The organism is Bifidobacterium pongonis (assembly GCF_019331805.1).
GTDB lineage: Bacteria > Actinomycetota > Actinomycetes > Actinomycetales > Bifidobacteriaceae > Bifidobacterium > Bifidobacterium pongonis.
On the sequence record NZ_JAHBBE010000017.1, the window covers coordinates 35429 to 53376 of the forward strand.

Below are 17948 nucleotides of genomic sequence, written 5' to 3' on the forward strand. Positions count from 1 at the left end.
TCACGTTCCCCTGATTACCCCCTAGCTTTCGGTGGTCCCGCGGCTCCCTCGGCTCCCCCGTTACCGCGAGTTGCCGCGCCTTCCACGTTCCGTCAGATGCGCTGGAACGCCTGCTCGAGATCGGCGATGAGATCGTCGGCATCCTCAAGGCCGACGGACAGGCGGATCAGGTTGGCGGGCACTTCGAGCGTGGTGCCGGCCACGGAGGCGTGGGTCATGGCGCCCGGATGCTCGATCAGCGACTCCACGCCGCCCAGCGATTCGGCCAGGGTGAACACCTGCGTGGCTCCGGCGAAGGTCTTGGCCGCTTCGAACCCGGCGGCGATCTGCACGGAGATCATGCCGCCGAACCCGCCGTGCATCTGACGTGCGGCGATCTCATGGCCCGGATGCGATTCGAGGCCCGGGTACCACACGCGTTCCACTTCCGGCCTGGTTTCGAGCCACTGCGCCACCTTCATCGCGTTGCGGCTGTGCTGCCTGACGCGCAGGTCAAGGGTTTTGAGGCCGCGGATGTCCAGCCACGAATCGAACGGGGAGGGCACGGCTCCCGCGGCGTTCTGCAGGAAGGCGACCGCGTCGCGCGTCTCCTCGTCGTTGAGCACCACCGCGCCGCCAACCACGTCGGAATGCCCGCCGATGTACTTGGTGGTGGAGTAGACGACCACGTCCGCGCCGTCGTCCAGCGGGTGCTGGAGCACCGGCGAGGCGAAGGTGTTGTCCACCACGACCTTGGTGCCGTGCGCGTGGGCCACGGCGGAGGTGGCGGCGATGTCGGTGATGTTGAGCAGCGGGTTGGACGGGGTTTCGACCCAGATGTACTTGTACTGCTTGCCCGCGAGCGCCGCGGATACGGCTGCGGTGTCGGTGATGTCGACCACGTCGAGGCCGATGCCCCACGGCACGAACACCTTGGACAGCAGACGGTAGGTGCCGCCGTACACGTCGTTGCCGAGCAGGATGTTGTCGCCGGGCTTGAGCGTGGAGCGCAGCAGCACGTCGATGGCCGCGAGTCCGGAGGAGAAGCTCAGCGCGTATTTCGCGCCTTCGACGCTGGCGAGCTGTTCGTCGAAGCTGTTGCGGGTCGGGTTGATGGAACGGCTGTAATCGTAGCCGTTTCTCAGGCCGCCGACGCCGTCCTGTTTGAAGGTGGAGGTCATGTAGATCGGCGTGACCACGGCGCCGGTGGTCGGATCGGGTTCCTGACCGGCGTGGATGGCGCGGGTGGCGAGTGCGGAGGCGTTCAGCGCTTCGGTGTTGGTGGAGATGGTCATGATCGGTGTCCTTTGCTTGGTCGTGTTCTGCGGGTGTTGGTTGAGATTGTTGGGACTATTGGGATTGTTAGGTGGGAGTTGCAGGTATTGGGATTGTCGGGGTTCGGGTCGGGGCCGTGTTCAGGCCGCGCGTTCCGCCGTCACAGGTACTGTTCGGCCAGGCTCGGCTTGGTGGTGCGTTCCACCACGTCGCCGAACCCGTTGTCACGCATCCAATCATCGTTGAAGATCTTCTCCAGGTAGCTGCGCCCGGAGTCGGGAAGCAGCACGACGACCGTCTGATCGGCGCCGAGCTCGTGTTCGCGCGCATACTTCAGGGCGGATACGACGGCCATACCAGCCGATCCGCCGACCAGCAACCCTTCCTCGGCGGCGAGGCGACGGGTCATTTCGAAGGCTTCGGCGTCGGTGACCTGCACGATCTCATCCGGCAGATCGCGGTCGAAGGCCTTCGGGTAGAAGTCCTCGCCCACGCCTTCGATCTTGTACTGGTGCACGTCGTCGGGATTGGAGTAGATGGAACCTTCCGGATCGGCGCCGATCACCTGCACCTTGCCGTCGGAAACCTCCTTGAGGTAACGGCCGGTGCCGGAAATGGTGCCGCCTGTGCCGATGCCCGCCACGAAATGCGTGACCTTATGGTCGGTGGCCTCCCAGATTTCCGGACCGGTGGTGTGGTAGTGGCTCAGCGGGCCGTTCGGATTGTCATACTGGTTCGGCTTGAACGCGCCGGGAATGGTGGAGGCGAGACGGTCGGACACGCGGTAGTAGGAGCGCGGATCGTCCGGCTCCACATTGGTCGGCGCGACCACGACTTCGGCGCCGTAGGCACGCAGCACCGCACGCTTGGATTCGGAAACCTTGTCCTGCACGACGAAGATCGCACGGTATCCGCGCTGCTGGGCGACCATGGCCAGGCCGACGCCGGTATTGCCGGAAGTCGGTTCGACGATCACGCCGCCGGGCTTGAGTTCGCCGCTGCGTTCCGCCGCGTCGATGATGCGTTCGGCGATGCGATCCTTGGCGGAGCCGCCGGGGTTGAAGTATTCGACCTTGACGGCGATGGTGGCTTCGATGCCGTCCGTCACATGGTTGAGCTTGATGAGCGGGGTGTTGCCGATGAGTTCCGAGGTGCTGTTGTAGATGGTCATGACGTTTCCTTTGGGGTTTTGCGGTTTCGTGGGTTCGGGTCGGGGTGCGTTCCCGGGAAGCCGCGTCGTCATGTGCAGCGGTTGAAACAGGACCTGCTGGGATTCCCGCGTTTGCGCGGAATGCGATGTATGCGGTTATGGTTCGCCGTATGCCGAAAGCCGGGCGCTTACGCCGATACATGCCATGGAAAATCCGAAGAATCGATACGCCGGCGACCACGCCGTGCGTTCTGGAATGTCCTATCTCAAGTTGTGCGTCGATGAACCACGCGCCCCCTCGGGCGGTTGGTTAGCGACAGCAACAACAAGAGCGATTGAACATGTGGCTTACAATACCACTCCCCTAGACATCGGCATGTCGTCGGCGTTCATCATGTGGACGCACCCCTCGCCCATATCCCCCGGAACAGGCTCGTCAGCATCCTTCAAAAACCGCGACATACCAAGCTTTAGCAGTATCCCGAACCTGACGGATATCATCGCGTCCGCGTGATATACAGTGAATCATGCACACAACCCCCGATCACACCGGGAACCCCCTTCACACCACCCGTACAGCGCGCACGGCTGTCAGCATGGACGGCAATCGTTCCCCGCTCACATCGAAATCCGATCGCACCGGCCGTGAGCGCCGTCACACATGGGCTCCCTTCGTCACACTCTGGGCGGTGATGTCGGCAATCCTCATACTGCTGACCATATCCACGCATCCTTCCGACAGCGTCTACACCCTGCAATACCAAGGCGGCACCTTCCTGGTGGACCGAGCACAATACCAGCAGCTCGCCGACGCGTTCCTGCATGGCAGAACCTGGATCGACGCTCACGTTCCCGACTGGCTCGCGGCCATGAGCAACCCGTACGATTCCCAAGCCAGAGGAACCCTTGGCGCACAAAGCGGCGACCCGTCACGCTGGGATTGGGCCTTCTACCATGGGCGCTACTACTGCTATTTCGGCCCACTACCGGCGCTCCTGCTCTTCGCACCATTCAAAGCGTTGACCGGAACCGACCTGCCGACCGCCACGGCATGCGCGTTCCTCGCGATACTGGCATGCGCCTCACTCATATTCCTCATCGAAACACTGTGGAAACGCTACTGGCGCGGCACCCCCAGATGGCTCGCGCTGCTCGCCTGCACCGCAATCGTAGCGGCATCCGGATTGACGTATCTGGTGCTCGTCCCCTGGTTCTATTCGATACCCATCCTCGCGTCGCTCGCGCTCGCGCCTGCGGGCATCGCATTATGGGCACGCTCCTCCGGCGACAGCCATCACGCCCCACGCGTTTCGTTCATCGCCGGCGGCTCGACGCTTGTCGCCCTCACCATCGCATGCAGACCAACGTTCGTCTTCACCGCGGTGTTCGGCATCATACTCCTGTGGAAGCAGATCCAAGCCCGGGAAATCTTGTCCATCCGTTCCAGACAGGCCCTACTCGCCACCATTGCGGCGATCTTGCCGTTTCTGATCATCGGCTGCGCGATGATGGCATACAACATGGCCCGTTTCGACAATCCGTTCAACTTCGGAGCGCACTACAATCTCACCGGATGCGATCTGACGCAACGTCACGTCAGCCTGAAAGCACGCCTGTATTCCGTACTGCTGCTGTTCCTCACCCCGATCGGGTTCACGAAGGAATTCCCGTTCACCATGGACGTATTCTCGTTGGATGACTCGAACCCATGGGGTTTCCTGTTCCGCAACCGCAACATCATTCCGGAACAGTTCGCCGGCGGACTCGTCGCGCTTTCGCCGATCTGCCTACTCGCCCTGCCCGCAGCCATCCGGTATGTCATCCGGCTGCGGCGCAACAGAAGCTCCCAAGCGACCCAGTGCGGCGCGATAGGGCTCGCGTTCCTCATCCTCGCCGTCATCATCGCCTGCATCGACGGACCATTCGGCGTGAACGCGCGTTACCTGTGCGATCTGACCTGGCTGGCACTCATCGGCACCATGTGCCTGCTGTTCACATGGAACGCCGCCGCCCGTGAAAGCGGGCGCCGTTGGCTGACCATCACGATCACGGTTCTGCTGATCATCGGCATCGTCCTGCAACTGCTCTGGCTGATGACTCCGGGTCGAAGCGAAAGCTGGAATGTTTCAAACCCGGCTCTGTACGACTGGCTGCGCAGACTGTTCACCTTCACGCTCTAGACGCGCCCAACCGTTCCATCCTGCCTTGTTTCAGCAGGTCACCTTCCCGCCCGACCCGACTCACAGGGAGGCGGCTTCAATAAGCGAGCGCGTGTACGCGGAACGAGGGTGTTCCAGTATGTCCGCGGTCGTGCCGCTTTCCTCCACACGCCCCTCATGCAGGACGACGATCCGGTCGGCGATATGCCGTACCACGCCGAGATCATGCGAAACCATGACGAGCGACATGCTCGGATTCGCCTCGCGGATGGCGGCGAACGCGTCGAGGATCAGCACGCGTGCGGCGACATCGATGGCGCTCATCGGCTCGTCGGCGAGGATCAGACGCGGATCGTCCACGATGGCGCGGGCGATGGCCACACGTTGCGTCTGACCGCCGGACAGGTCGGCCGGGTAGCGCGAGGCGAACACGTCCGGTTCAAGACCGACCATGCGCAACGCCCGATTGACCTTGGCCGCGATCTCCCCCTCCGGCATACCCTTATGGCGCAGCCGCAACGGTTCGGCCACGGAACGCGCCACACGCCAACGCGGGTCGAGCGAACCGGACGGGTCCTGAAACACCAGTCCCGTTTCGCCGCGCAGCGTGCGGGAAACCTGCGATGCACGCGCATGGGCGAGCGCACTCCCCCGGTATTCAATCACACCGGCATCCGCCTGTTCCAACCCGAACAGCACGCGCGTCAGCGTCGACTTGCCCGAACCGGACGCGCCGATGATCGCCAGACACTCCCCCTCGCGCACATCCACATCCACGCCGAACAGCACCTGCCGGCGATCGCGCCCGGAACCGAACCATTTATCAATACCGCGCCCTCGCAGCAGAACATCACTCATCATCGTCTCCATTCATGGCAGGCGAAACCGCCGAATCCGCAGGTTCGCCAGCCGAAACCCGATCGGCCGAAGTCCCATCGGCCGCAAGCGTGAGCCGCTTGGCCGCGCCGACCAAACGCCGCGCAACCTCACTTTCCGGCCCATGCAGCAACGCATCCGTCGCCCCGGATTCAACGATCGCGCCACCGTCCAACACGTAGCACCGCGTGGTAGCGCGTGCAAGCACCGCGAAATCATGGGTGATGAACATCATCGACGCGCCGGAACCGTCGACCAGCGACGTCAGCAGGTCGACGATCTGCCGTTGCGTAATCGAATCCAAAGCGGTGGTCGGCTCGTCGGCGATGATGAACCGCGGCGAACCGATCAGCGCCGCGGCAATGCCGACACGCTGACGCTGCCCGCCAGACAGCTCATGCGGATACTTACCCATCACGTCACGCGGCAACCCCACCTTGTCGAGCATCATCCCGACACGTTCCAACCGTTCCTTATCGGACAGGTCATAGTGCAAGCGCAACGGCAAAGCGATCTGGCGGGCGACCGTCAACACGGGATTCAACGCTGCGGTCGGATTCTGGAACACCATGCCCATATACCGTCCACGCAAATCGGCCATGGTCGCATCGTCGGCGCCGACCAGCTGCACGCCGCCCGCGACGATCGAACCGCTCACACGAGCATTGCCCGGCAGCAAACCCATAATGGCCTTCGCGATCATGGATTTGCCCGAACCGGACGACCCGATCAGACCGACCCGCTCCCCGTCCGCGATATCCATGGATACGTCGCGCACAATGCTCTTACCGCCGATCGCAATATTCAAATCACGGATCTCAACGCTCATGCCGTCTCCCTCAATTCCGCATTGGCCAGCGGATCGACCGCGTCACGCAGCACGTCGCCGAACAGGTTCAACGCGATCACCGCCAACGTCACGATCAAGCCGGGCCACACCACGGTCATCGGATAAATGCTGATGAACTTCACCGACGTGGCCAGGGAATGCCCCCAACTCGGCGCGCCGGCGCCCACGCCCACACCCAAATACGTCAACCCGGCTTCCGCCAACACCGACGTGCCGGCGCTCATCGACAACTGCACCACCAGCACCGGCAGCGTATTCGGCACGATATGCGTGAGGAACACGCGCACGCCGGACGCGCCCGACCACAACGCCGATTCAACATAAGGCGAACGCGCGGCAAGCATGGCCGCCGGCCTGAGCACACGAGCCAAATTCAACCCGTACGCAAACCCGCAAGCGGCCACAATCACGGCCGCCGATGCGCCGAACGGTACGGCGAGCATCAACGCGACCAGCACGGTCGGAATGGAAATCAACGCGTCGACCACAACCACCGACGTGGAAGCGAACGCGGAAACACGCGACGTCATGGCCGCAACCAGCAGCAGGCCGAACGCCGCGGCCACGATCACGGTGAGCAACGCGATCAGCAGATTCGTGCGCGACCCCGCCATCAGCCAGCTCAACACGTCGGCGCCAACACCATCCGTACCCAACGGATGCGCGGCGGTCGGAGTGGCCCACACGTGGAAACCGTCGGTCTCCAACAAGCCGTGAGGCGTCCAAACCAACGACACCAACGACACCAACACCCACAAGCCGAGCACGATCAGCGCGTATTTTCCCGCGGCCTTACGCCACATCGAACGCATAACGATACGCATGGTACGCATCACAACACCTCCCCCGAGCCGACGGACGCGCTCTTCAACCTCGGGTCGAGCGCACGATGCGCCATATCGACCAGCAACCCCAACAGCAGGAAGAACGCGGCCAGCAGAAACAGTTCGCTTTGCACCGCAATCAGATCACGATTGCCCACATCGGTGACGAGCATCGCACCCAACCCCGGCAAAGCGAACAGGTTCTCAACCACCATCACGCCGGTCACCATCTGCGCGAACGTCAACCCGACCACCGACACCAGCTGCGGCATCGACAAACGCAACCCCACTTTAAGCAGCGCCTGCTTGCGCGTCATGCCACACGCCATCGCCATGGCCACAGCCTGCGATTGCGCCGCATCCCCCAACGCGGCACGCGTATAGCGCATGATCCCCGCACCCGCGGTAATACCCGTCGCCAACGCAGGCAACGTCAACGACGCCAACGCCTGACCGGGATTCGACCATCCGCCGGCCGGAAACCCCTGGGAGGGGAACAATCCAAGCAGCCCGGAACCGCGCGAAAACAGCAGAATAAGCAGCAAACCGCTCCACAACGCGGGAACGGCGCCGCCCACAATGGCAATCGCATGGAACACGCCACGCAGCCGCTCATTACGGGTGATCACCGCCGCACAGCCAAGCGGCAGCCCGATAAGCAGGGCGATGATAAGACCACAGACGATAAGCGGCATGGTGACCATGGCACGCGAACCCACCTGGGAGGCGACCGACTTGCCGCTGATGACCGACGCGCCCAAATCGCCGTGCAACAGGCCGGCAAGCCAATCGAAATACTGTGCGACAAGCGGGCGATCAAGCCCCATTTCGGTGCGCAATGCGGCGATGCGTTCGGAGGTGGCGTTGGTGCCGGCCATTACGGTCGCCACGTCGCCGGGCAGTATGCGCAACGCCACGAACACCACAATCGAAATGCCGATCAGTGCCGCAGCGAACAATCCCAGCCGTCGTATCACGAATCTCATACGTCCATCATCCTTTCATCCCTCCCCCTTTCGGCTCGCTCACCCGTTCCCTCCCGTTACCCCGCCACCACAATCAGAGCCGCATCACGACGATGCCGGAAGAACGCCAAATGACGACGATGACCGCGGGAGGCCCGCAACCCTATTCTCATGCCCAGTACTCTCTGGCGCTCTAGGGGTGGGTCGCGGGACTCGACGTCCGACACACTCAAGGCCGTTCGGCCAAGCCTACGGTCGGCCATCGAGCCCCGCGACCCAAATCCCAAGGTATTGGCAGACTTCCAGTGAAGAGCCTCATACGGAACCTGCCAAGAGCTGGGAGCGGGAGGTTCGCAGGCCCCTGTGGCCGACCGTAAAGACTTGGCCTGAGCGGCCCGGAGCGTGTCGGACACAGGGGCCTGCGGGCCTCCCGCGGTCATCCGTCTTATGCTCGGCAGCATCTTGCGCTCGTCCATCATCTCGCAGACAACCATCGCCTTAAGCGCGGCTATCTTGCGCTTGTGCGCTCGGGGAGGCTTCTGTGCGACGTGGGAGAGCGTGGAGCGGGGAGCGTGGGCGTGGGTCACTGGGCGAGGGAAATCCGCCACAGGGGCAGCACGGTCTGGCTCAGCTTGTCGGGGAAGCCTTGCACGGTTTTGCTGCGCGCCACGGTGACGCGGTAGCCGAACAGCCAATCCGCGGGGGCGTCTTCGCTGACCTGCTTTGCCGCCTGCTTGAGGTAGCGTTCGCTTTCCTTGCTGTCGGTGGAGGCGAGCGCTTTGGCGTACAGCGACTGCACGGTCTTGCTGTCGTAATGGTAGTAGTAGTCGGGTGTGGTCCACTTGTAGAAGTCGTGGCTTTCGGCGTGGTCCACGAGGGAGAGCTCGTAGTCGCCGTTGGCGTGCACGTCTTGCAGCCAGGTGGAGAATTCCACGTAGTTGATGTTCAGGGTGATGCCGATTTTGGCGAGTTGGCTGCGCAGCTGGTCGCCAAGTTCGGTGCCGTAGGTGTTGGCGTAGGTCAGGGTGAGTTCGAGCGGATGACTGGTGGAGTATCCGGCTTGGGCCATGAGGTTTTTGGCTTTGGACACGTCGTATGGGTACAGGTCGGTCAGGTCTTCGTATCCGGGGTCGACGGATGGGATGGGTCCGCCGAGTGTGGAGTCGACGTTGCCGCGCGAGGCGATGATCTCCTTATGGTTGATGCCGTATCGTATGGCTTGGCGTACGCGCTTGTCGGAGAGCTTGCTGTTGGTGCAGTTGAAGGCGAGTACGAATTTGTCGCTGCCGTCCGCCACGGACACCTGGTATTTGTCGGTGTCGAGCGATTTGGCGAGGGTGGCGTCGACGGGCGACAGTACTTGCACGTCACCGCTTTTGAGCGCGTTGATGGCGGCGTTGTCGTCGGTGATGAATCGCAGCACCACATGCTTGGTTTTGGCTTGGTGTTCGCTGCCCCAATAGTTCGGGTTGGCTTCGAGCACCATTTTGCTGCCGGAGTCGAAGGAGGTCACCGTGTAGGGGCCGGAGCCTACGGCTTCGGTTTTGGCGTCGTAGGTGGCGTTGCGGTCGAATACGAGTCCGGGGCGTCCGCTCAGGTACCACAGCAGGTTGGAGTCGGGGGTGCTGAGCGTGAGTTTGAGGGTGTTCGCGTCGACGGCTTCGGCGTGTTCGAGGCTGGCTACCTGGTTGGCGTTGTAGTACTGCTTTTCTTTGAGCTGGTTGATGGACCATGCCGCGTCTTCGGCGTCGAGCTTGTCGCCGTTGGAGAATCGCATGTTTTTGTTGAGGTGGAAGGTGTAGGTTGTGCCGTCGTCGGAGATTTCCCAGCTGGAGGCAAGTCCCGGCTGCACTTTGTTGTCGGAGTCGCGGCTGACGAGGCCTTCGTACACGTTGCCGATGAGTACTTGTTCGATGGCCGATCCGGATTGGTGGCGGATGTCAAGGCTGACGGGCGCGAGTTTCAAGCCGATGGTCACGGTGTCGTTGGAGGCTGCCGTTTCGTTTGTTTTCCGGTTGTTGATGACTGCGATCACGCCGATGACGATGGCGATGACGGCCACGATGGCGATGATGATGGTGATTCGTTTGTTCGGTTTGCCGCTGTGCGGGGTTCTGACGCGGGCGTTGAGGCTTGCGTCCGTGCTTGCCGTGCCGTTCGCGTCTTGTTTCGCTGGTTTCGTCGGTTCCGCTGTTGTGGTTGCGTCGGGTTCTCCGTACGCACCTGTGGGTGTTGACATGGTGTTCCTTTATGTGATTATCCGGGATTGGACGTTGCCATATGGCCCGTTTCCCGTGTTTGTTGGTTTGGCTGACCGCCCGCTGGGGGTCGATCGCCGCCTTTCAGTATACGCGTGTGAATGCCGAGGCCGCCCGGCCGAAGCGGTGTGCTTCGATCGGGCGGCCTTGTTGTGCGATTCGCCGGGTTCGGCGTGATTCCGGCTCACTGCCGGTTGGCTGAGGGGCTGGCGGGCTTATTGCTCGCCGTTCTCCTTATCGCTCTCCTTGTTGTGGGAGCGCTTGGTGTGCTTTCCTTTCTCGCTGTCTTCCTGCGGTTCGGGATGCACCACGTCGTACCCTTGCACGTACTTGGTTTTCCTCCACTGGTGGATGGAGGCGTTGGTGCCGCGGTGATGCACGTGGTATTGGCGGTCGGTGCCGCCGAGCGGCAGTTCTTCGACTTCCTTGGCCACGGCGATCTGGTTCACGTTGGAGGGATCGCCGGCCGCGATGGGTGCCACCGGTTCGGGTTCGGTGGGTGCGGCGGTGTGCTGTTGGAGCCTGGACGGCAGCCATTCGGCCAGTCGGGACAGCAGCCAGCAGGCGAAGAAGTAGATCACGCCGGCCACGACGAGCGTCTGCAGGATGTTGAAGTACATGGAGCCGAGACGGCGGGACTGCTGCAGCAGGTCGGTGTACATGATGATGGAGCCGAGGGCGGTATCCTTCAGCACCACGACCAGCTGGGTGACTGCGGCGGGCAGCATGGCGACGATGGCCTGCGGCACTTCGACTTGCATGAGGGACTGGGTTCGGGTCAGGCCGAGTGCGAGCGATGCTTCACGCTGGCCGTTCGGCAGATTGCCTACGCCGGATCGGACGAGTTCCGCCACGACGGAACCGTTGTAGATCACGAGTGCGAGCACGACGGACCAGTAGGCGGGGCTGGGCACGCCGACGAAGGCGAACCAGCGCCAGAAGAAGATCATGAGCAGCAGCACGGGCACGGCCCTGGCGAATTCCACGATCGCACCGGAGATGATGCGGATCGGGGCGTTCGGGATGAGTCGTCCGATGCCGAAGATGAGGCCGAACAGTACGGCTCCGATTACGGCGAGCACGGTCGCGCGTACGGTGGCCCACAGGCCCGGCAGGTAGAAGTCGGTCCATGCTTCGGCGTCGAGTGCGGGCTTCCACAGTTCCCAGCTCAGCTGGTTTTCACCGTCCGGCGGATTGTGCAGTCGCATCAGGATCAGCACCACTACGATGGCGAAGATGATGCCTGCGATCCAGTTGACGATGCTGATGATCTTGCGTCCTTTAGGGCCGGGCTGGTCGAACAGTACGGCGCTTTCATTGTTTGCTGCCATCAGGTGTCACCTCCTCACCGCGAGCTTGTTGGACAGGTAGGTTGTGAGCATGCCGATCGGGATGATCAGGATCACGTAGCCGAATGCGAAGATGAGGAAGATCATCACGATCAGGTCGGCGTGGTATTCGATCATTTCGCTCATCATCGTCGAGGTTTCGGTCGCCACGGAGGCTGCCGCCGCGACGGTGGAGTTCTTGAGCAATGCGATGAAGGTGTTGCCCAGTGGGGCGACAGATCCGCGGAATGCCTGCGGAAGGATGATCTGCACGGCGGACTGGGTGAAGCTGAGGCCCAGCGCGCGTGCGGCTTCGGCTTGGCCGAGCGGCACGGTGTTGATGCCGGAGCGCAGCGATTCGCAGACGAAGGCCGCGGTGTATAGGCTCAGACCTGTGACCGCCAGCCAGAAGAAGTTGGTGGCAAAAATGTCGGAGAAGCCGATTTTGAGCTGCGCGTAGGCGCCGAGCACCATGAACACCATGATGATGGTGAGCGGCAGGTTCTTGAACAGTTCGACGTAGGCGCTGGCCACGCCGCGCAGTGAGGCGATCGGCGAGATGCGCATCATGACGAGGATCACGCCGAGGATCATGGAGAACAGGGCGGACCAGAGGGTCAGTTCGATGTTCACCAGGAAGGCGCCCGGAATGTTGTATTCGGAGAACAGCATCATGAGGTCTTGCATCACTTGTTCCCCTTTCCGTTCGGCACCGGCGGATTGTACTTCGGGTTCGGCGTGTAGTCGACGCCCTTGGTGTTGTCGTCCACGAAGCGCTGCCAGGAGCCGTCCTTTTCCATGTCGCGGATGGCTGCGTTGATCTTGTTCTTCAGTTCGGTGTTGCCTTTCTTGACGCCCACGCCGTAATACTCCTGGGTGAAGGGGTTGCCGACCACGCGGATGCGTCCGCGGGATGCGGAGGCGAGACCGGCGAGGATGATGTCGTCGGTGGTGGCGGCGTCCACGATGCCGGAGAGCAGCGCGGTCGCGCATTCGGCCATGCCCGGCTGTTCCATGAGCTGGGTTTGCTTGGCGAATTTCTGCTTGACGTTCACGGCGGATGTGGTGCCGGTCATGGAGCACAGACGCTTGCCGTTGAGGTCCTGCGGGCCTTTGATGTCCTTCTCGTCCTTGCGTACCAGCAGGTCTTGGCCGGCTACGAAGTACGGTCCGGCGAAGTCGACGACTTTCTTGCGTTCGTCGGTGATGGAATAGGATGCGACGATGTAGTCGACGTCGCCGTTCTGCAGCATGGCTTCACGCTGCTTGGATGGCGCTTCCTTCCAGACGATCTCGTCTTCGGAGTAGCCGAGTTTCTTGGCGATGTATTTGGCCACGTCGACGTCGAAGCCGACGTAGGTGCCGGACTTTTTGAAGCCCAGGCCAGGCTGGTCGAATTTGATGCCGACGCGAATCTTGCCCTCTTCGGCGGCGGAACCGCAGCCCGCCATCGATACCACGCAGGTCAGCGTGCATAATGCCGCCAACGCGCGTTTGAACCATGTCTTCCTCATGTTCTCTCCCGTCAGTGGGTCAGGATCTTCGACAGGAAGTCCTTGGCCCTGTCGGTCTTCGGATGTTCGAAGAACTCGTCGGGCGAAGCCTGTTCCAGAATCTGCCCGTCGGCCATGAACACGACTTTGTCGGCCACCTTGCGGGCGAAGCCCATCTCATGGGTGACGCACAGCATGGTCATGCCTTCGCGGGCCAGCTGCACCATGACGTCGAGCACTTCGTTGACCATTTCCGGGTCGAGTGCGGAGGTCGGCTCGTCGAACAGCATGACTTTCGGCTTCATGGCGAGGGCGCGGGCGATGGCGACGCGCTGCTGCTGGCCGCCGGACAGCTGGGACGGCATTTTGGAGGCCTGCGAGGCCACGCCGACGCGGTCGAGCAGGTCCATGGCCATGTCTTCGGCCGCCTTCTTGTCCATGTGGCGGACCTTGATCGGGGCGAGCGTGACGTTGTCGAGGATGGTTTTGTTGGCGAACAGGTTGAAGGACTGGAATACCATGCCCACTTCGGCGCGAAGGTTGGCGAGTTCCTTGCCTTCTTCGGGGAGGGGCTGTCCGTCGATGCGGATGACGCCGGAGTCGATGGTTTCGAGGCGGTTGATGGTGCGGCACATGGTGGATTTGCCCGATCCGGACGGTCCTACGATGACCAGCACTTCGCCTTTGTCGACGGTGAGGTTGATGTCTTTGAGAACGTGGAGGTCGCCGAAATGCTTCTCCACGTGGGTGAGTTCCACGAGCGGCTGACCGCTTTCCTCAGTGCCCGGCACCAGCGGGCGCTTGATGTTGAATTCATTCATATCTGACATAAGTGCACAGTATAAACGAAGTATGTTTCCACCCGGCATTTGTCTCACCGTTGCACATATTCCGTGGGCAACGGGGGCTTTCGGCGGTTTTTCGGGGGTTTCAGCCAAGCATCAGCAGTCGCAGCACCGCGACGATGATGGCCGTGACGGGCACCGCCGCCCCTACTGCCATGAAGAACACTCGTTCCGGCACGTTCCGGACGAACCAATCATGTATGCGATTCCATAGGTAACCACTCATGCGCCCCACGCTAGGCGTGCAAGATGTTGCCACGTATGCACGCGGGGAAACGGCGGGTGAATTCCTTGGAAATACCTGATATCACCTGATATCAACGGTGTGCGGGGGTGGAAAAACGGCAACGCCAGGCCGCGGTGTGCGGTCTGGCGTTGCTCTTATCGATTCATACGGGCCTGCAGGCTCTGGGAATCAGTCCTCGTCCTCGTCCGGATCGTAGTCGACGCCGGTTTCGGCGCGCTGCTCGTCGGAGATCGGAGCCGGGGCGCCGGTCAGCGGATCGCGGCCGCCGCCGGCCTTCGGGAAGGCGATGACGTCACGGATGGACGGTGCGCCGGCGAGGATGGACACGGTGCGGTCCCAGCCGAGTGCGATGCCCGCGTGAGGCGGTGCGCCGTACTTGAAGGCTTCCAGCAGGAAGCCGAACTTGTCTTCGGCTTCTTCCTTGCTGATGCCGAGCACGTTGAGCACGCGGTCCTGGATGTCGTCGCGGTGGATACGCACGGAGCCGCCGCCCATCTCCTCACCGTTGCAGACGATGTCGTAGGAGTCGGACATGGCGTGTTCCGGATCCTGATCGAACTTGTCGATCCAATCCTTGGACGGCATGGTGAACGGGTGGTGCATGGAGGTCCACTTGGAGTGGCCGACAGCCACATCATCGTCGTCCGGATCGTCGGTCGGCTTGAACAGCGGGAAGTCCACAACCCAAGTGAAGGCGAACTTCTTCGGGTCGAGCAGACCGGCGCGGGAGGCGAGCTCCACACGGGCGGCACCCAGCAGCAGCTGGGAGGATTCGCGGGCACCGGCGGCGAAGAACACGGCGTCGCCGTTCTCCGCACCGACGGCTTCCTTGAGGCCTGCGCGCTCCTCATCGGAGAGGTTCTTGGCGACGGGGCCCTTGAGTTCGCCGTCGTCGGTGAACTGCACGTAGGCGAGACCCTTGGCGCCGCGCTGCTTGGCCCAATCCTGCCATGCGTCGAACTGGCGACGCGGCGTGGAGGCGCCACCCTTGAAGAGGACGGCACCCACGTACGGGGCCTGGAACACGCGGAACGGGGTGTTCTTGAAGTAGTCGGTCAGCTCGATGATCGGGTTGCCGAAACGCAGATCGGGCTTGTCGGAGCCGTACTTGTCCATGGCTTCCTGCCAGGTGATGCGCGGCAGCGGCAGCTGGACCTCATAGCCGGCGGCCTTCCAGATGGCGGCGATGACCTTTTCGGCCATGGCCATCACGTCTTCCTGGTCCACGTACGCCATTTCCATGTCGAGCTGGGTGAACTCGGGCTGGCGGTCGGCGCGGAAGTCCTCGTCACGGTAGCAGCGGGCGAACTGGTAGTAGCGTTCCACGCCGGAGACCATGAGCAGCTGCTTGAGCAGCTGCGGGGACTGCGGCAGCGCGTACCAGGAGCCAGGCACCAGTCGGGCCGGGACGACGAAGTCGCGGGCGCCTTCCGGGGTGGACTTGATGAAGGTCGGGGTTTCGACTTCGGTGAAGTCGAGATCCTCAAGCGCGTGACGGGCGGCCTTGGCCATGTCGGAGCGCAGCTTCAGGTTGCGCTGCATGCCGGGGCGGCGCAGGTCGAGGTAGCGGTACTTGAGACGCACTTCCTCGCCGGGCAGCTTGTTCTCGGACTCGTTTTCGAGCGCGGTGGACACCTGGAACGGCAGGGCGTCGGACTTGGCGAGCACCTCGATGGTTTCGGCCACGACTTCGATCTTGCCGGTGGCGAGATGTTCGTTCTCGTTGCCTTCCGGACGCAGGCGCACTTCACCGGTGACCTGGATCACGAACTCGGAGCGCAGCGGACGCGCCTGCTCCTCGTCGTAGATGACGACCTGCACGAGGCCGGAGGAATCGCGCAGATCGATGAAGGCGACTCCACCATGGTCGCGGCGGCGGTCGACCCAACCGGACAGGGTGACCTTCTGGCCGACGAGAGCCTCGGTGACTTCAGTGGCATGATGTGTTCTGTATGCCGTCTGGCTCATGCTTTGAATACTCCCAATTATTCGATTAATCAATCAATAACAACGGTTTGCCGGGCATTAACAGTATCCGGCTCCCACGACGTGCGATCGGCCGGGTTCTGCTCGCCGGAGACGATGTTCTTCACCTCGTCACCCGCGCCTTCCTGACCGGGGAACCACACGTACGGGATACCGAGCTTGTCGGCGTATTTGATCTGCTTGCCCAGTTTGGCGGCGGTCGGTGCCACGTCGGCGGCGATGCCGCGTGCGCGCAGCGCGTTGGCGATCGCGTTGGATTCGGCGCGTTCGCTTTCGTTCCACACGGCGACGAGCACGCTGGCCGGGGACACGCGGTTGGCGTGTGCGCCTGCGGTGTGCAGCATGTAGCTGACGAGTCGGCTCAGGCCGATGGACAGGCCAACGCCCGGGTACTTGCGGTTGCCCTGCGAGGCGAGGTTGTCGTAACGGCCGCCGGAGCAGATGGAACCGAGGGATGCCGCGCCGTCAAGGAAGGTCTCGTACACGGAACCGGTGTAGTAGTCCAAGCCGCGGGCGATCTTCAGGTCGGCGATGACGGAGCCGGGGCGGATCGCGGCCGCCTGGTCGACGATCATGCCCAGCGTGCTCAGGCCTTCATGCGCGAGCGCGTAGGCTTCGGACTCCTGGGAGATGCCGTGCTTGGCCGCGAGCGCGTCGAACTTTTCGGCGAGTTCGGTGCCGTTGGCGGCGGTGAGCTCGGCCAGTTCGAGGCAGGCGCGGGCCTGCGCGTCGGTGGCGCCGCAGGTTTCGACCAGCAGTTTGGCCACTTCGTCGGCGCCGATCTTGTCGAGCTTGTCGATCTCACGCAGCACGCCTTCGATGTCGTCGAGGCCGAGACCACGGTAGAAGCCTTCGGAGAGCTTGCGGTTGTTCGCGTGCACGGTCGCCTTGGGCAGGCCGAATTCGCGCAGTCGTTCCAGCGCGGAGACCATGACCAGCGGCAGTTCCACTTCGTAGTGGTCCGGCAGGTCGCCGTTGCCGATCACGTCGATGTCGGCCTGGACGAACTCGCGGAATCGTCCTTCCTGCGGGCGTTCGCCACGCCAGACCTTCTGGATCTGCCAACGCTTGAACGGGAAGGCGAGGTCGCCTGAATGTTCGACCACGTATCGGCTCAGCGGCACGGTGAGGTCGAAGTGCAGGCCGAGTCTTTCCTCGATCGGGGTGTCGGATTCGTTGCCGACGTCCTGCAGGCGGCTCAGCAGGTAGATCTCCTTGCTGGTCTCGCCTTTCTTCAGCAACGAAGCCCCGGTTTCCACGGCTCTCGTCTCGATGCCTAGGAAGCCGTTGAGCTCGAATACTTCACGGAGCGTGTCGATGACACGCTGCTCCACAACACGTTCAGAGGGGAGCCACTCTGGAAATCCTGATATTGATGCGCCTTTAGCCACGGAATCAATATAATAGGTGAAGGTTGCGTCAAACATCCCTGTTCCGTCAGGATGTGAAGCGCGATGCACACACTTCCAAGCTGTAAGGAGCTGGCCATGGCCGACGAGAACGTCACCAAGAACGAAACCACCACCGAGACCACCGCACAGGAAACGCAGGGAGCAGCCAAGGCACCGAAGCCCGCCGCCCCGAAGCCCCACGCGCTTGAGGATCTCGACTTCACCGAAGTCGAAACCCCGACCTTCATCAAGTCCACCCCGGAAGGCGCCCGCGACTTCGTCGTCCCGGCCCGACTGGTGCCTGGCTCCTGGTACGCGCTGC

14 protein-coding genes and 1 pseudogene are annotated in these 17948 nt (G+C 62.4%); 2 read left to right on the plus strand and 13 right to left on the minus strand.

Annotated features, from left to right (window positions below; genetic code table 11):
- Positions 1–92: 92 nt before the first annotated feature.
- Together KIH75_RS05545 and KIH75_RS05550 are read right to left on the minus strand one after the other, a co-directional pair.
- Positions 93–1274, minus strand: a complete 1182-nt coding sequence (locus tag KIH75_RS05545; protein ID WP_219055782.1) for a cystathionine gamma-synthase — start codon at positions 1272–1274, stop codon at positions 93–95.
- A 140-nt stretch (positions 1275–1414) separates the two neighbouring features.
- On the minus strand, positions 1415–2425 hold the full coding sequence (locus KIH75_RS05550) for a pyridoxal-phosphate dependent enzyme (protein ID WP_219055783.1): 1011 nt from the start codon (positions 2423–2425) through the stop codon (positions 1415–1417).
- A 575-nt stretch (positions 2426–3000) separates the two neighbouring features.
- On the opposite strand from KIH75_RS05550, the gene KIH75_RS05555 reads away from it, so the two are divergent.
- A complete protein-coding gene (locus KIH75_RS05555) occupies positions 3001–4584 on the plus strand; it encodes a hypothetical protein (RefSeq protein WP_236028070.1) in 1584 nt (527 codons plus the stop codon).
- Between the two features lie 60 nt (positions 4585–4644).
- Here the strand turns inward: KIH75_RS05555 and KIH75_RS05560 are convergent, their stop codons facing one another.
- The 11 genes from KIH75_RS05560 to hisS form a co-directional block, all read right to left on the minus strand.
- On the minus strand, positions 4645–5421 hold the full coding sequence (locus KIH75_RS05560; RefSeq protein WP_219055794.1) for an ABC transporter ATP-binding protein: 777 nt from the start codon (positions 5419–5421) through the stop codon (positions 4645–4647).
- Positions 5414–6268 (minus strand): ABC transporter ATP-binding protein, encoded by an 855-nt coding sequence (locus KIH75_RS05565; RefSeq protein ID WP_219055784.1) that lies wholly within the window; start codon positions 6266–6268, stop codon positions 5414–5416. The genes KIH75_RS05560 and KIH75_RS05565 overlap by 8 nt, the downstream gene beginning before the upstream one ends.
- Positions 6265–7122 (minus strand): ABC transporter permease, encoded by an 858-nt coding sequence (locus KIH75_RS05570; RefSeq protein ID WP_219055785.1) that lies wholly within the window; start codon positions 7120–7122, stop codon positions 6265–6267. Before KIH75_RS05570 ends, KIH75_RS05565 begins: the two co-directional genes overlap by 4 nt.
- Positions 7122–8099: an ABC transporter permease gene (locus tag KIH75_RS05575; RefSeq protein WP_219055786.1), complete on the minus strand. Its 978-nt coding sequence runs from the start codon at positions 8097–8099 to the stop codon at positions 7122–7124. The genes KIH75_RS05570 and KIH75_RS05575 overlap by 1 nt, the downstream gene beginning before the upstream one ends.
- 562 nt (positions 8100–8661) lie before the next feature.
- Entirely contained in the window at positions 8662–10317 is a 1656-nt protein-coding gene (locus KIH75_RS05580; RefSeq protein ID WP_219055787.1) for an ABC transporter substrate-binding protein, read from the minus strand.
- A 234-nt stretch (positions 10318–10551) separates the two neighbouring features.
- Positions 10552–11667: an amino acid ABC transporter permease gene (locus tag KIH75_RS05585; RefSeq protein WP_219055788.1), complete on the minus strand. Its 1116-nt coding sequence runs from the start codon at positions 11665–11667 to the stop codon at positions 10552–10554.
- Positions 11668–11673: 6 nt separating this feature from the next.
- Positions 11674–12351 carry an amino acid ABC transporter permease gene (locus KIH75_RS05590; RefSeq protein ID WP_219055795.1) on the minus strand — a complete coding sequence of 226 codons (678 nt, stop codon included), beginning with the start codon at positions 12349–12351 and terminating at the stop codon, positions 11674–11676.
- Complete coding sequence (locus KIH75_RS05595; protein WP_219055789.1) at positions 12351–13178, minus strand: glutamate ABC transporter substrate-binding protein; 828 nt, start codon at positions 13176–13178, stop codon at positions 12351–12353. Before KIH75_RS05595 ends, KIH75_RS05590 begins: the two co-directional genes overlap by 1 nt.
- A gap of 11 nt (positions 13179–13189) precedes the next feature.
- Positions 13190–13987 (minus strand): amino acid ABC transporter ATP-binding protein, encoded by a 798-nt coding sequence (locus KIH75_RS05600; RefSeq protein WP_338024298.1) that lies wholly within the window; start codon positions 13985–13987, stop codon positions 13190–13192.
- A 430-nt stretch (positions 13988–14417) separates the two neighbouring features.
- On the minus strand, positions 14418–16217 hold the full coding sequence (gene aspS, locus KIH75_RS05605) for an aspartate--tRNA ligase (protein WP_219055790.1): 1800 nt from the start codon (positions 16215–16217) through the stop codon (positions 14418–14420).
- A 29-nt stretch (positions 16218–16246) separates the two neighbouring features.
- A complete protein-coding gene (gene hisS, locus KIH75_RS05610) occupies positions 16247–17626 on the minus strand; it encodes a histidine--tRNA ligase (RefSeq protein WP_219055797.1) in 1380 nt (459 codons plus the stop codon).
- Between the two features lie 198 nt (positions 17627–17824).
- Between hisS and KIH75_RS10370 the strand changes: the two are divergent.
- Positions 17825–17948, plus strand: a pseudogene (locus KIH75_RS10370) (amino acid--tRNA ligase-related protein); the annotation flags it as partial.

Bases quoted from the DNA above. Each gene is read 5' to 3' on its own strand.
- KIH75_RS05545 (WP_219055782.1), bottom strand. From the start codon at position 1,274: ATGACCATCTCCACCAACACCGAAGCGCTGAACGCCTCCGCACTCGCC.
- KIH75_RS05550 (WP_219055783.1), bottom strand. From the start codon at position 2,425: ATGACCATCTACAACAGCACCTCGGAACTCATCGGCAACACCCCGCTC.
- KIH75_RS05555 (WP_236028070.1), top strand. From the start codon at position 3,001: ATGGACGGCAATCGTTCCCCGCTCACATCGAAATCCGATCGCACCGGC.
- KIH75_RS05560 (WP_219055794.1), bottom strand. From the start codon at position 5,421: ATGAGTGATGTTCTGCTGCGAGGGCGCGGTATTGATAAATGGTTCGGT.
- KIH75_RS05565 (WP_219055784.1), bottom strand. From the start codon at position 6,268: ATGAGCGTTGAGATCCGTGATTTGAATATTGCGATCGGCGGTAAGAGC.
- KIH75_RS05570 (WP_219055785.1), bottom strand. From the start codon at position 7,122: ATGCGTACCATGCGTATCGTTATGCGTTCGATGTGGCGTAAGGCCGCG.
- KIH75_RS05575 (WP_219055786.1), bottom strand. From the start codon at position 8,099: ATGAGATTCGTGATACGACGGCTGGGATTGTTCGCTGCGGCACTGATC.
- KIH75_RS05580 (WP_219055787.1), bottom strand. From the start codon at position 10,317: ATGTCAACACCCACAGGTGCGTACGGAGAACCCGACGCAACCACAACA.
- KIH75_RS05585 (WP_219055788.1), bottom strand. From the start codon at position 11,667: ATGGCAGCAAACAATGAAAGCGCCGTACTGTTCGACCAGCCCGGCCCT.
- KIH75_RS05590 (WP_219055795.1), bottom strand. From the start codon at position 12,351: ATGCAAGACCTCATGATGCTGTTCTCCGAATACAACATTCCGGGCGCC.
- KIH75_RS05595 (WP_219055789.1), bottom strand. From the start codon at position 13,178: ATGAGGAAGACATGGTTCAAACGCGCGTTGGCGGCATTATGCACGCTG.
- KIH75_RS05600 (WP_338024298.1), bottom strand. From the start codon at position 13,987: ATGTCAGATATGAATGAATTCAACATCAAGCGCCCGCTGGTGCCGGGC.
- aspS (WP_219055790.1), bottom strand. From the start codon at position 16,217: ATGAGCCAGACGGCATACAGAACACATCATGCCACTGAAGTCACCGAG.